This window comes from Pseudoduganella sp. R-34 (assembly GCF_049904655.1).
Lineage (GTDB): Bacteria > Pseudomonadota > Gammaproteobacteria > Burkholderiales > Burkholderiaceae_D > Rugamonas.
On record NZ_CP184572.1, the window covers coordinates 810956 to 824118 of the forward strand.

General features: G+C 63.6%; 11 protein-coding genes. 10 read left to right on the top strand and 1 reads right to left on the bottom strand.

Going from position 1 to position 13163, the window contains the following annotated elements:
* Positions 1–16: 16 nt before the first annotated feature.
* The 10 genes from ACN9MW_RS03730 to ACN9MW_RS03775 all read left to right on the top strand — a co-directional run bounded on the left by ACN9MW_RS03730 (position 17) and on the right by ACN9MW_RS03775 (position 12477).
* Positions 17–1354 carry a TldD/PmbA family protein gene (locus ACN9MW_RS03730; RefSeq protein ID WP_426167693.1) on the top strand — a complete coding sequence of 446 codons (1338 nt, stop codon included), beginning with the start codon at positions 17–19 and terminating at the stop codon, positions 1352–1354.
* 88 nt (positions 1355–1442) lie between these two features.
* Entirely contained in the window at positions 1443–3080 is a 1638-nt protein-coding gene (locus tag ACN9MW_RS03735; RefSeq protein WP_426167695.1) for a TldD/PmbA family protein, read from the top strand.
* A gap of 11 nt (positions 3081–3091) precedes the next feature.
* Entirely contained in the window at positions 3092–4426 is a 1335-nt protein-coding gene (locus tag ACN9MW_RS03740) for a TldD/PmbA family protein (RefSeq protein WP_426167697.1), read from the top strand.
* A gap of 3 nt (positions 4427–4429) precedes the next feature.
* The gene (locus ACN9MW_RS03745) at positions 4430–5050 is read left to right on the top strand and encodes a DUF4159 domain-containing protein (RefSeq protein ID WP_426167699.1); all 621 of its coding nucleotides are present in this window, start codon (positions 4430–4432) and stop codon (positions 5048–5050) included.
* Positions 5047–6048, top strand: coding sequence for an AAA family ATPase (locus tag ACN9MW_RS03750; protein ID WP_426167701.1), 1002 nt, complete (start codon positions 5047–5049; stop codon positions 6046–6048). Before ACN9MW_RS03745 ends, ACN9MW_RS03750 begins: the two co-directional genes overlap by 4 nt.
* A gap of 2 nt (positions 6049–6050) precedes the next feature.
* The gene (locus ACN9MW_RS03755; protein WP_426167703.1) at positions 6051–6941 is read left to right on the top strand and encodes a DUF58 domain-containing protein; all 891 of its coding nucleotides are present in this window, start codon (positions 6051–6053) and stop codon (positions 6939–6941) included.
* A complete protein-coding gene (locus tag ACN9MW_RS03760) occupies positions 6938–7945 on the top strand; it encodes a hypothetical protein (RefSeq protein ID WP_426167705.1) in 1008 nt (335 codons plus the stop codon). The genes ACN9MW_RS03755 and ACN9MW_RS03760 overlap by 4 nt, the downstream gene beginning before the upstream one ends.
* Entirely contained in the window at positions 7929–9995 is a 2067-nt protein-coding gene (locus ACN9MW_RS03765; RefSeq protein ID WP_426167707.1) for a DUF4175 family protein, read from the top strand. Before ACN9MW_RS03760 ends, ACN9MW_RS03765 begins: the two co-directional genes overlap by 17 nt.
* Entirely contained in the window at positions 9992–11662 is a 1671-nt protein-coding gene (locus ACN9MW_RS03770; protein ID WP_426167709.1) for a hypothetical protein, read from the top strand. Before ACN9MW_RS03765 ends, ACN9MW_RS03770 begins: the two co-directional genes overlap by 4 nt.
* A gap of 26 nt (positions 11663–11688) precedes the next feature.
* Entirely contained in the window at positions 11689–12477 is a 789-nt protein-coding gene (locus tag ACN9MW_RS03775; protein ID WP_426167711.1) for a PPK2 family polyphosphate kinase, read from the top strand.
* Here ACN9MW_RS03775 and ACN9MW_RS03780 read toward each other — a convergent pair.
* Complete coding sequence (locus tag ACN9MW_RS03780; RefSeq protein ID WP_426167713.1) at positions 12464–13111, bottom strand: pyridoxamine 5'-phosphate oxidase family protein; 648 nt, start codon at positions 13109–13111, stop codon at positions 12464–12466. The genes ACN9MW_RS03775 and ACN9MW_RS03780 overlap by 14 nt on opposite strands.
* Between the last annotated feature and the right edge of the window lie 52 nt (positions 13112–13163).

Genomic DNA, 13163 nt, shown 5'->3' on the forward strand with positions numbered 1-13163 from the left:
GGCGAAAGGACTACGAATGAAGATCCTGAATCAGGAAGAGACCAAGCGCATCTCCGACAAGGTCATGTCGCTGAGCAAAGCCGATGAGTGCATCGTCACCATCAACGGCAGCCGCACCGGCAATATCCGCTATGCGCGCAATGCCGTGTCGACTGCCGGCCTGGTGGAAAATACCCAGCTGTCCGTGGCGGTCGCCTTCGGCAAGAAGCAGGGCACGGCAGTCATCAACGAGTTTGACGACAAGTCGCTGGCGAAAGCCGTGCAGCGCGCGGAAGAACTGGCAAAACTGGCGCCGGAAAATCCGGAGTTCATGCCGACGCCGGACAAGCAGGCGTTCAAGGGCTCCGACACCTTCAGCAAGTCGACCGACGCGATCAATCCTGAGTACCGCGCGCAGGTGGCGGCTTACAGCATCGAGGCCTGCAAGAAGAAGGGCCTGGTCGCTGCGGGCTTCTTTACCGACCAGTCCTCGTTCGAGACAGTCGCCAACTCGCGCGGCGTGTTCGGCCACCAGTCGCAGACCGGCATCGACTTCACCTGCACCGTGCGGACCGAAGACGGCCGCGGTTCGGGCTGGGTGCGCCGCGATGCTCAGGACGTCAATCGCTTCGATCCGCGCGCAGCGGCCGAAGTGGCGATGGAGAAGGCGATCCGCTCGGCAGAAGCCAAGGCGCTGGAGCCTGGCCGCTATACGGTGATCCTGGAACCTGCCGCGACTTCCGACCTGCTGGCGTTCATGTTCAGCAGCTTCGACGCGCGTTCGGCCGACGAGGGCCGCAGCTTCCTGGCCAAGAAGGGCGGCGGCAACCGCATGGGCGAAAAACTGTTCGACGAGCAGGTGAACGTGTGGGCCGACCCGTGGGATAAGGATATTCCTGTGCTGCCATGGGATAACCAGACCTTGCTGGCGCGCGAGCGCATGGACATCATCAAGAACGGCAAGATCGCTTCGTTGAACTACTCGCCGTTCTGGGGCAAGAAACAGGGCCAGCGCGCTGTAGGCCAACCGGGCAATATCATCATGTCCGGCGGTTCCAAGTCGACCGAGGAACTGGTTGCCTCGACCAAGAAGGGCATCCTGGTGACCCGTACCTGGTATATCCGCATGGTCGATCCGCAAACCGTGCTGCTGACCGGCCTGACCCGCGATGGCACTTTCTACATCGAGAACGGCAAGATCAAGCACCCGGTGAAGAACTTCCGATTCAATGAAAGCCCGGTGACGATGTTGAACAACATCGAGGAACTGGGCCGTCCGGAAGTGCTGGCCGGCGACGAGTCGCAATTCCAGCTGCTGATTCCGGCCATGAAGGTGCGGGACTTCAACTTCACCTCTTTGTCTGACGCTGTATAGGAAACCGAAGAGCGCAGCCGCCGCGCCACAAAGTGTCAGACCCTGTGGGTCTGACACTGCTTTACCGGTTTAAAAATGGAGCAACACATTGGAACGCAGATCCTTCCTGAAAGTCGCCGCTGCCGCCGGCGGCACCATGCTGGTCCCCGTCTTCGGCAACGCCATCGCCGCCGAAGACCTGATGAACCCGATGGCCCGCAAGTTCAAGAAAGAACTCGCCGACGCCGCGCTGAACGCCGCCACCAAGGCCGGCGCCAGCTACTGCGACGTGCGCATTGGCCGCTACCTGAACCAGTTCATCACCACCCGCGACACGCGCGTTGAAAACATCGTCAACACCGAATCGACCGGTGTCGGCGTGCGCGTGATCGCCAATGGCGCCTACGGCTTCGCCGCCACCAACGCGCTGACAGTCGACGCCGTCGCCGACGCCGCGCGCCAGGCAGTGGCCATTGCACGCGCCAACGCGCGCCTGCAGGCCTCGCCGGTGCAACTGGCGCCGGTCAAAGGCGTGGGCGAAGTCGCATGGCAGACGCCTTTCAAGAAGGATTGGCGCGAAGTGCCGATCAAGGAAAAGGCCGACATGCTGCTGGCCGCGAACAAGGCTGGCCTGGATGCCGGCGCCTCCTTCATGACAGCCAACCTGTTCCAGGTCAATCAGCAGAAATACTTTGCCTCGACCGACGGTTCCTACATCGACCAGGACGTACACCGCCTGTGGGCGCCTTTCACCGCGACTGCAGTGGACAAGGCAACCGGCAAGTTCCGCACCCGCGACGGCCTGTCTTCGCCGGCCGGCATGGGTTACGAATTCTTCGACGCCAAGCCGGAGCACAAGGTGCGCGCGGCAGGCGGCGTGACGCAGTTGTACAACGGCGGCTACGACATCATCGAAGACGCCAAGGCCGCCGGCAAGCAAGCGCGAGAAAAGCTCTCGGCCAAGTCGGTCGAGCCAGGCAAGTACGACCTGGTGCTGAGCCCTGAACACCTGTTCCTGACCATTCACGAGAACGTCGGTCACGCAACGGAACTGGACCGCGTGCTAGGCTATGAAGCCAACTACGCCGGCACCTCCTTTGCGACGCTGGACAAGTGGAAGAGCAGGAATTTCAAGTACGGTTCCGACATCGTCAACATCGTGGCCGACAAGACCACTCCCGGTTCGCTGGGCTGTGTGGGCTACGACGATGAAGGCGTGCCTTCGAAGAAATGGGACCTGATCCGCAACGGCATCCTGGTGAATTACCAGGCCACGCGCGACCAGGCGCACATCATCGGCGAGAAGGAGTCTCACGGTTGCTCATATGCGGATTCCTGGAGCAGCGTGCAGTTCCAGCGCATGCCCAACGTCTCGCTGGAAGCAGGCAAGAAGCCGCTGTCGGTGGACGACATGGTCAAGGACGTGAAAAAAGGTATCTACATCCTGGGCCGCGGTTCCTATTCGATCGACCAGCAGCGCTACAACTTCCAGTTCGGCGGCCAGTTGTTCTACGAGATCAAGGACGGCAAGGTCGGCCAGATGCTGAACGACGTGGCATACCAGTCGAACACCCAGGAGTTCTGGAACTCTTGTTCGGCCACCTGCGACCAGCGCGACTGGCGCATGGGCGGTTCGTTCTTCGACGGCAAAGGCCAGCCAAGCCAGGTCAGCGCCGTGTCGCATGGTTCCTCGACCACGCGCTTCAACGGCATCAATGTGATCAACACTGCCCGCAAGATTGACTAAGGACGCGATAGATGAAACTCCTGAGCAAAGACGAAGCAAAAAGCATTTGCGACAAAGTGATGGCCATGTCCAAGGCAGACGAGTGCCGCGTCAACCTGAGCGGAAGCCGCAAGGGCAACGTGCGTTACGCCAACAACAGCGTTTCCACTGCCGGCCTGATTGAAGATACGACCTTGGTGGTCAGCGTCGCTTTCGGCAAGAAGCAAGGTTCCGCCACCTGCAACCAGTTCGACGCCAAGTCGCTGGAAGCGGCCGTGCGCCGCGCCGAGGAAATCGCGCGCCTGGCCCCGGAAAATCCGGAATTCATGCCGGCCGTGGGCAAGCAGGACTTCAAGGCCAGCAATACCTTCAACCGTAATGCCGAGGCATTCAATCCCGAATACCGCGCAGATGTGGCCTTCGCCAGTATCGCCGCCGCCAAGAAGGCCGGCTTGCAGGCGGCGGGCTTCTTCAACGACAGCATTGGCTTCGACTGCATCGCCAACTCGAACGGCGTGTTCGGCTTCCAGGAACTGGGCGGACTGAATTTCACCGTGACCACCCGCACCGACGATGGCCGGGGCTCGGGCTGGGTCAATCGTGCCGCCTACGATCCGAAGGCATTCGATCCGCGAGCGGCATCCGAAATCGCCATCGAGAAGGCCTTGCGCTCGGTGGACGCCAAGGCCTTGGAACCGGGGCGCTATACCGTGGTGATGGAACCTGCGGCCACCAACGACCTGTTGAATTTCATGTTCAGCGCCTTCGACGCGCGCTCGGCCGACGAAGGGCGCAGCTTCCTGTCCAAGAAGGGCGGCGCCAATCGCCTGGGCGACAAGCTGTTCGACGAGCAGGTGAATGTCTGGACCGACCCGTGGGATGCCAATGCGCCAGTACTGCCATGGGACCAGGGCTCGATGCAGGCACGCGCGCGCCGTGACCTGATCAAAGGCGGCGTGATCACCTCGCTCGATTACAACCGCTACTGGGCACAGAAGCAGAAGAAAGAAGCGACTCCGCCGGCGGGCAATATCATCATGGCGGGCGGTTCCAGGTCGACCGAGGAACTGATTGCTTCGACCAAGAAGGGCATCCTGGTGACCCGCACCTGGTATATCCGCATGGTGGACCCGCAATCGGTGGCGCTGACCGGCCTGACCCGCGACGGCACCTTCTACATCGAGAACGGCAAGATCAAGCACCCGATCAAGAACTTCCGCTTCAACGACAGCCCGGTGTCGATGCTGAACAACATCGATGAACTGGGGCGTCCGGTGCTGATCGGCGATACTGATGCGCGCAAGCTGATGATCCCGGCCATGAAGGTGCGGGACTTCAACTTCACGTCGCTGTCCGACGCGGTCTGAGGAATGCCCGCCTACGATTTCTACTTCACGCGCCTGACTTACGAGTCGGGCGACTGGGATGTCGATATCCGCATGCCGAGCAATGTGCTCAACTCCCTGGTCGAATACACGACCCTGAAGGTTGATCCCGTTGAACGCATCGTCGCGCTGTCCGATCCGAAGATGCTGGAGGCGCCGTTCTGCTACCTGGCGGGCCATAAGCTGGTGCAGTTCACGCCTGCCGAGCGCAAGAACTTCGAGCGCTACGTGCGTGGCGGCGGCTTTGTTTTCGTGGACGACTGCAACCACGACATCGACGGCTTGTTTGCGAAATCGTTCGAGGCGGAAGTGGCCCGCATCTTCGGCCCGAAGGCACTGCACAAGATTCCCAACAGCCACCCGCTGTATTCCGCGTTCTTCAAATTCGACGGACCGCCGAATACCGGGATGGAGTTGAATGGCTGGGGTGACGACCTGGTGCACGACTACCTGAAGGCCGTGGAATTCGGCGGCCGCATCAGGCTTTTGTATAGCAATAAGGACTATGGCTGCGAGTGGGATTACGACTTCCGCAACAAGCGCTGGCTGGCAATCGACAACACGCGCTTCGCAGTCAACATCATTCAATACGCGTTGGGAGCATGACCGTGGCTGAAAGCGGCTGGAGCGAAAACGAGATCGGCGTACTGCACGCCAAGGTGAAGGCACTGAAGGCGAGCATGGGCCGCGTCATCATCGGCCAGGAAGAAGTGATCGACTCGCTGGTCATTTGCCTGCTGGCCGGCGGCCATGCGCTGGTGGAAGGCGTGCCGGGCCTGGGCAAGACGCTGCTGGTGAAGTCGCTGGCGCAGGCCACCGACATGGAATTCCGCCGCGTGCAGTTCACCCCGGACCTGATGCCGTCCGATATCGTCGGCACCGAGATCCTGGAAGAGGATCATGCGACGCGCAAGCGTGAGTTCCGTTTCCAGCAAGGGCCGGTGTTCACGCAGGTGCTGCTGGCGGACGAAATCAACCGCGCGCCGCCGAAGACGCAGTCGGCGTTGCTGGAAGCGATGCAGGAACGTTCGGTGACCTTTGCAGGCCAGACGCACAAGCTGCCGCGCCCATTCTTCGTGCTGGCGACGCAAAATCCGATCGAGCAGGCAGGCACCTATCCGCTGCCTGAAGCGCAGCTGGACCGCTTCCTGCTGCATATCGATGTCGGTTACCCGACGGAGGACGAAGAAATCGCGATGGTATCGGCCACCACGCACGCCGGCTTGAAAGATGCGGAACCGGCGATGGACGTGGAAACCTTGCTGCGCCTTCAGGCGCTGGTGCGCGATATCGAAATCGGCGAGCACCTGCTGCGCTACGCAACGCGCCTGGTGCGCGCCACCCGTCCGCGCGAGACGAGCGTCGAAGCGGTGAAAAAGCACGTCGGCTGGGGCGCTGGACCGCGCGCGGGCCAGGCCCTGGTGCTGGCCTCCAAGGCGCGTGCATTGATGCAGGGCCGCCTGGCGGTCACCCGCGAGGACATCGGCCACATGCTGCTGCCGGTGCTGGCGCACCGTGTCCTGCGCAATTTCGAAGCGGAAGCTGACGGCATTGCGATTGCCGACATCCTGGCCGCACTGCGCGACGCAATCAAGCCCGAGTAAGCATGCTGGAAACACCCGCGTTGCTGGCGCACTCCGCCGACCTTGAGCTGGTGATCCGCCATGTGCTGGCGGGTCTCGGCCATGGCATTCATGCGGGCCGCGAACGCGGCGCCGGTGTGGAGTTCTCCGAGTACCGTGCGTACGCGCCCGGCGACGAATGGCGGCGCGTCGACTGGAAGCTGCTGGCGCGCGCCGACCGCTATTATGTGCGCGAGGCGGAGCGTGATAGCCATGTCGCGACGTGGCTGGTACTGGATGCAACAGCCTCGATGGCAGAGCCAAGCCGCCGCGTCGATGGCTTGAGCAAGCATTGGTATGCCCGCACGGCGCTGGCTTGCGTGGCGGCGATTGCGCAGCGCCAGGGCGATGCCTTCGGGCTGCTGGTGCTCTCCAACGGCAAGGTCGAATTCACGCAAGCTTCGCGCGGCCCGCGCCATCTGCAGCGCGTGTTGGCGGCCCTGCAGCGCGCCACGCCGTCCGGCGGGCTGCCGGATGCTGAAACCCTGCGCGCAAGCCTGCACTTCGCGCGTTCGCAAAGCATGGTGTTCGCTGCAACGGACGCTTTGGACTGGCCGTCGCCGCTGAGCGAAGCGCTGGTGCGCTTGCGCCATATGCGGCATGACGTGCGCCTGCTGGCCTTGCGCACCGAAGCCGAAGTCGAAGCGGATTTCGCTGCCGGCCACGCCTATCGCGATCCGGAGGAGGGCGCTCGCCTGCATAGCTTTACCCGCGCCGACCGCGACAATTACCGCAAGGCGCTTGACTCCCACTTCGGTGCCGTGCGCACCGCATGTCGTCAGCATGACGTGCCGTTATGCGAAGCGCAGATTGAACAATCTTTGGGCGAAGCCCTGCGGGTGTGGTTGAGGAATCCGGAGGCGCGCAGGCCATGACCAGCATGCAGCCTTTCTGGTGGCTTGCCTTGCCGGTGCTTTTGCTGCCGGTGTGGTGGCATATGCGCAAGCGCGAGCGCACGCGCACCGACATTCTCGCCACTGCACGCTTCCTGCCCGCAGCAGCGCCGCAACAGCAGCGCGTGCTGCGCTGGTCGGACGTATTGCTCCTGTTGGTGCGGATGGCATTGCTGTTTATGCTGCTTGCCTGGCTGGCGGTGCTTGTCATGCCGTGGAAGGGCGACACGGTGTTCATCGACCCATCGCTCGAATCCTCGCCGTGGGCTGCGCAACAGGTGCAATCGGCTGGCATGGGCGCCGCTGCCCGCGAGCCGCTGCCCGCCGACCTGTGGAACTGGCTGGCCCGTAACGAACACGAATGGCGCCCGGAGGCGCGCTTCCTCATCCTTGCTCCCCGTGCCGCCATGCCCGCGCTTCCCCCGCGCCTGGCCCACGCAGCAGAGCTCCGCCTCGCTCCTTCCGCCATCGCCGCCCAGCCGCCCGTCGCTGCCGCTGCGACGCCCCGCAAGCGCCACGTCGTCGTGTCCGCGCCAGCCGAGCGCCTGCCTCGCTGGCAAGCGTTGTTTGCTGCCTTCAGCACCGCCGCCGACGGCGCCAATCTCTACCTTCTCTCCGACACCCCAACCACGGACACTGAGCTGATAGTCTGGGACCATTCAGGCAACGAACCTCCAGCCTCATGGAAGGCCCCTCTCTGGTGGCGCACCGCCGTCACTAACGGGCAAACGCAAACCCCGGAGGGCCTCGCCTGGACCGCCCCGCAATGGCCATTGCATGACGTCGATGCAGCCCGCGCACTTTACGAGCGCTGGCAAGCAGCAACTGCGCAGATGTCACCTTATCCAATGCCCGCGCAAACCCTGAAGGCCGGGCGCAAAGAACCGCTAGCCGCACCGCTGGCCCGTTCACCAGAATGGCTGGCGCTCGCCTTGCTGGCGCTGTTCGCAATCGAAAGGATCCTCACCCATGCCCGCAGCCGCTGACCACCTGGCCAGCGTGCGCCAACGCATGCTGGATGCCCTGATCCGCCGCCGCATCTCCAGTTGGCTTTTGCCGCTGCTGCCCGCAGCCGGGTTGGCTGCAATAACGCTCGCAGGTACCTTTGCTGCAAAGCTGCTGACGCTGACCATTCCGCTTGCACTGGCAGGAGCCGCCATGCTCTGGGCGGCGATTGACTTCGCGCTCTGGCGCAAGCGGGTGGATGCCCAATTGTCGTCCTGGCTGAACGACGCGGTTCCGGAACTGGAGGACAGTAGTGCCATGCTGGCCGCTGCCCCGGACACGCCACTCGGCCGCCTGCAACACAATCGCCTGATCGCGCGGGTCGGCCAGGTACTCGACGATGAGCGCTTGCGCAGCATCGCAATGCAGAAAGCCCGCTTCAATGCGATTCCGCTTGCCCTGGCAGCCGTGGCGGCCGCCGCTGCATGGGCCTATGTCGCAGCGCATAGCCCTCAGTACGCGCCGCCCGCGGGCACCGGTGCGGCAGCGCCGGCAGCCATCGCGGCAGCCGGCATAAGCCTGCACGCCGAGCCTCCGCCGTACACCGGCGTGAAGCCAAGTGAAGGCGCGCCGCGCGACCTGCAGATTCCCCAGCACAGCAAAGTGCGCTGGTGCGCGGTCAACGCCGATGCCATCATTGAGCTTGGCGACGGCCAGAATTTGCGGGCGACGGCGGGCCGCTGCGCTGAATGGACCGCAAGCGATTCCATCTTCTGGCGTAGCCGCCATAACGCCAGCCAGCGCTACACAATCCGCGTCACGCCTGACCAGGCCCCGCAAGTCGCCATTGCCGCGCCGAACGAATCGGTCAGCGTCCTGAAGCCCGACGCCCAAAGCGCACAGCTCAGCGTCAGCGTCAGCGACGACTACGGGGTCGTCAAAGCAACCCTGCATATGACCCTCGCGCGCGGAAGCGGCGAAAACATCCGCTTTACCGACAAGGAAGCTCCGCTTCCCGCTTCGTCCGATCCGCGCAAGCGCAGCTGGAACAAGCAATGGATGCTGAAAGAGCTCGGCATGGAGCCCGGTGACGAACTGTATTTCTTTGTGCGCGCCAGCGACAACGCTCCGGTCCCGCATGTTTCGCAATCGCCAACCTACACGTTGCGCCTGCCCGGCCAGCAAGGCGAAGCACTCGAATCGACTGCCCTGCCATCGATGGTGAAACCGGAAAACCTGCGCAGCCAGCGCCAGATCATCATCGACACCGAACAACTGGTGGCCGACTCGCCGCGCCTGGGCGCCGCAGAACTGCGCGCCCGCAGCGAGAAGATCGCTGGCGACCAAGCCAAGCTGCGCTTGCGTTATGGCCAATTTCTTGGCGAGGAGTCTTCCCTGTTCGGCGACGAAGAACACGGCGATGGCGATGGCCATGAACACGGTGGCGCCGGCACCCAGGGCCCGGGCGGTTTCGGCACCGGAAATATCGCCGCCCAGTTCGGCCACGCCCATGACCAGGAAGGCAACGCCACCATCTTCGATCCGGCCACCAAGGAAGTCCTGCGCCGCGCATTGCGGGCGATGTGGGACGCCGAAAAGCTGCTTCGCGCCATTGCACCCAAACCGGCCTTGCCGCCGGAGTACAAAGCGCTTGGGGCGATCAAGGAACTGCAGCAGGCGGAACGCGTCTACCTGCACCGCACAGCCTTCGTGCCGCCGGCCATCAAGGAAGAAAAGCGCATGAGCGGTGAGATGACTGGCGCGGCCAGCTACCGCCGTGCGCAAGGCACGGCCAACGAATTCGTGCCGGCCGATGTGCGCGAACTGGTGCAGGCCCTCGGCGGAGATGGCGCGCTGCCCTCACTGTGGACCAAGGCTGCGCGCGAAGCAGTTGCCCGCATCAAGGATGAAGAACAACGCCTGTCGGCGCAAGCCGCCGTGCAGGATGTGGCTGATGGTTGCCAGTCATGCCGTGTCCAGTTGCGTGCCTGGCTGCGTGCGACCGTGCAGCAGCCGGCAGTGCTGTTGCAGGCACGCCCGCAAGCGCAGACAAGGTTTGGCCAGGCATTGCAAGGGAAGGGCGCGCCGTGAACGTGGATATCAACTTCCTGTACGGTGGTGCGGTGTTAGCCGGCACGGCAAGCGCCTTGCTGTACTCACGCAAGAAGCGCTGGATAGACGCTGCCTTGGGCCTGGCGGCCGGCGCCTCGCTGGCGACCCTGCTTGCCGCCCCCGCTGCTCCTGTTGGCGGTGCGCAGCCAATAGTCCTGGCGACAGCAAGTGCTTCGCCAGCGGCACCGGACGATCGGTTGGCGGAGGCGCTGGCACAGATGCCGTCGGCGCTTCGCGATACCCCTGTGGAAGTGCAGGGCCAGGGCCTGTACGAGGCGCAATGGCGTGACATGCCCGTACGCCCTATCCAGTGGAAGCCGGCACAGGACGGCCTGCTTTGGTTGGACTTTCCACGCTCCCTGCCGCTCGGCCGCAGTTTCGCGCTGACCGTGCGGCGCGATGCCCCGCAGGCGGGCTGGCGCTTGCAGCTGCTGGCTGAAAATGGCCAGGTGCTGGCTGAATCGCGCGCCGCGGCTGCGGCAGACACCTTGACCGTGCAATGGCAACCGCCCTTGGCTGAATCGATGGTCTTGCAGGCGCGCCTGCTCGACATGGATGGAAAGACCGCTGCGCAAGGCCCGGTGCCGCTGCGGGTTCTGGACGCCGTCCCCTTGCAGGTGCGGGGCCGCTTTGGCGCTGCGTCCTTTGACGCGCGCGTGCTGTACCAGTTGTTGACGGACTCCAACGCCATCGTCGATTGGCAAACCACGCTTGGCAAATCGCTGACGCGCAACGAAGAAGCACGCGCACCGCTGACGCATCCCAACATGCTGGTAGCCGATGCCGCCTGGCTTGAACGCGGCGGACTGCGTGGTGCGCTGGCGCAGGTTGCTCAAGGCTTGCCGCTGCTGGTCCTTGGCGGCAATGCAGACGATGCAGCGTTGTGGCAGCGTGAGACTGGATTGAAGCTGTCGGCGCAATCGGCCACCACGGAGCAGGAAGATACGCGCCACCTACCATTCGCAGGCGCCACCCTGGCGTTCGCTCCCGGCGCACAAACGCCGATGGCCAGCGGCGCCTGGCAGCCCGTCGCGCGCGACAAGGACGGCAAACCCTGGTTGTGGCAGCGAGACTGGCAAAAAGGCCGCATCCTGTGGCTGGGCGTTCGCGACTGGCACCGGCACGCCATCAGCGAGCCGGCGGCTCTCGGCCAGTGGTGGCAGCAAGTGATCGACTTTGCCGCGTCGGGCAGCGAACAGAAATTGCGCTGGCTTGATGCCGACCCAATGCCGCTGCCAGGCTTGCGCACTGAAATTTGCGCGCAAGGCGTGGCGACGGGCGGCGCTGTCACGGTGGGGCAGGAGGCCCTGCACTGGCAGGCCCGCAGCGAGCGCGCGGATTCGGCGTGCGTTGCACTGTGGCCGCGCGGTGCTGGCTGGTTACCGGTACGCACCGGCCAGGCGGAAAGCGCAGTCTACGTGTACGCTGCGCAAGACTGGCCGGCATGGCAGGCTGCGCTGCGGCATGACGCGACTGCCCGTTACGTTAGCCGCAGTGCACAGCCGATTGCCGGACTGGGTGCGGTCGATGCGGCCACGCTGCGTACCGGCGAACCGCAACCGTGGCCTATTGCAGTGCCGCGCTGGATGCCTGGCCTTGCGTTTGCCTTCTGCATGTTGCTCCTGTGGTGGCGTGAACGCCGCTGAACCGCAAGCTGTGCTAATGTCATCGCATGAAAGCGATCGACGAATTCCGTGCCAGGCCGGGCCTGCGCCTACGCGACAAGGATGCGAAATCGGACAGCAAGCCCGATCGGGAAATGCTGGACAAGATGTTGGACGACATCTCCGACCTGCAGGAGATGTTGTACGCCGAGCGCAAACGCAAGCTGTTGATCGTGTTGCAGGGCACGGATACCTCCGGCAAGGACGGCACCGTGCGCCACCTGTTCAGCAAAATCAACCCGATGGGCTTGCGCGCCGTGGGTTTCCGCGCGCCGACCGAGATCGAAGCCGCGCACGACTTCCTGTGGCGCATCCACCGCGAAGTACCCAAAGCCGGCGAGATCGCGGTCTTCAACCGCAGCCATTACGAAGACGTGCTGATCACGCGCGTTCTCGGCAAGATCACGCCGCAGGAATGCAAGCGTCGCTATGCCCAGATTCGCGACTTCGAACGCATGCTGGCCGAAAGCGGCACCACCATCGTCAAGCTGTTCCTGCACATTTCAAAGGATGAGCAAAAAGAACGCCTGCAGGAGCGAGTGGACGATCCGCACAAGCACTGGAAGTTCGACCCCGAAGACCTGAAGCAGCGCGAACTCTGGAAGAACTACCAGAAAGCCTACGAGGATGCGATTACGGAGACCGACGCCGGCCATGCGCCGTGGTACGTGGTCCCCTCGGATTCAAAACGCTATCGCAACGAAGTCGTTGCCCGCCTGCTGCTGGAAACCCTGCGCGGCATGCGGCTCGACTGGCCGCCGCCGGACAAGCGGCTGTTGAAACTCAAGGTTCGCTAGCCCAGTCCCGCACATAAGCCGGCGCCGCGGCCTTGCACTCCGGATCGGTGACCGGCGCGGTGCGCCATTGCACGAACGGCAGTTCGCCCGCCCAGGCAGCGATGCCCATGTCTTCCTCGTCGTCGTTTGGCCCGCCGCTGCGCACCTTGCACGCCGCTTCCGCCAGCGGGATCCGCAGCACTGTGGTGGCAGCATGTTCCTTGTCGTTGCCGCCGCGGACCTCGAGGCGGCGGCCCGGCGCCAGATGATCCATGAAGGCATCCAGCGTGCGGCGCTGCTCCGTCTCGTCGACCGCTTCGAAGCGGCCGTAGATCATTACCGAGCGATAGTTCATCGTATGGTTGAAGGCCGATCGCGCCAGAACCAGGCCGTCCAGGTGGGTGATGGTGACGCAGGCATCCTGCGCCATCAATTGCTTCAGCATGCGGCTACCGTTGGAGCCATGGATGTACAGGTGGTCGCCTTCGCGCCAGCAGGCGGTCGGGATGCAGTGCGTGCACTGCCCGTCGCTGAAGGCGATATGGCAAATGTAGGCGGCATCGACGATGGCGCGCACAAGGTCGGGTTCATAGGCGGCGTTGGCGGCGCCACGTCGCACGCGGGTGCGGTCGGATGGGGGAGGTGTTGTATTCATGGCATCGGACTATAATGTCCTGCTGGCCCCTGTAACAGGTCCAGGGCTATGC

Excerpts from the sequence above, each read along its gene's own strand:
- ACN9MW_RS03730 (WP_426167693.1), top strand. The coding sequence starts at position 17 with ATGAAGATCCTGAATCAGGAAGAGACCAAGCGCATCTCCGACAAGGTC.
- ACN9MW_RS03740 (WP_426167697.1), top strand. The coding sequence starts at position 3,092 with ATGAAACTCCTGAGCAAAGACGAAGCAAAAAGCATTTGCGACAAAGTG.
- ACN9MW_RS03745 (WP_426167699.1), top strand. The coding sequence starts at position 4,430 with ATGCCCGCCTACGATTTCTACTTCACGCGCCTGACTTACGAGTCGGGC.
- ACN9MW_RS03750 (WP_426167701.1), top strand. The coding sequence starts at position 5,047 with ATGACCGTGGCTGAAAGCGGCTGGAGCGAAAACGAGATCGGCGTACTG.
- ACN9MW_RS03755 (WP_426167703.1), top strand. The coding sequence starts at position 6,051 with ATGCTGGAAACACCCGCGTTGCTGGCGCACTCCGCCGACCTTGAGCTG.
- ACN9MW_RS03760 (WP_426167705.1), top strand. The coding sequence starts at position 6,938 with ATGACCAGCATGCAGCCTTTCTGGTGGCTTGCCTTGCCGGTGCTTTTG.
- ACN9MW_RS03765 (WP_426167707.1), top strand. The coding sequence starts at position 7,929 with ATGCCCGCAGCCGCTGACCACCTGGCCAGCGTGCGCCAACGCATGCTG.
- ACN9MW_RS03775 (WP_426167711.1), top strand. The coding sequence starts at position 11,689 with ATGAAAGCGATCGACGAATTCCGTGCCAGGCCGGGCCTGCGCCTACGC.
- ACN9MW_RS03780 (WP_426167713.1), bottom strand. The coding sequence starts at position 13,111 with ATGAATACAACACCTCCCCCATCCGACCGCACCCGCGTGCGACGTGGC.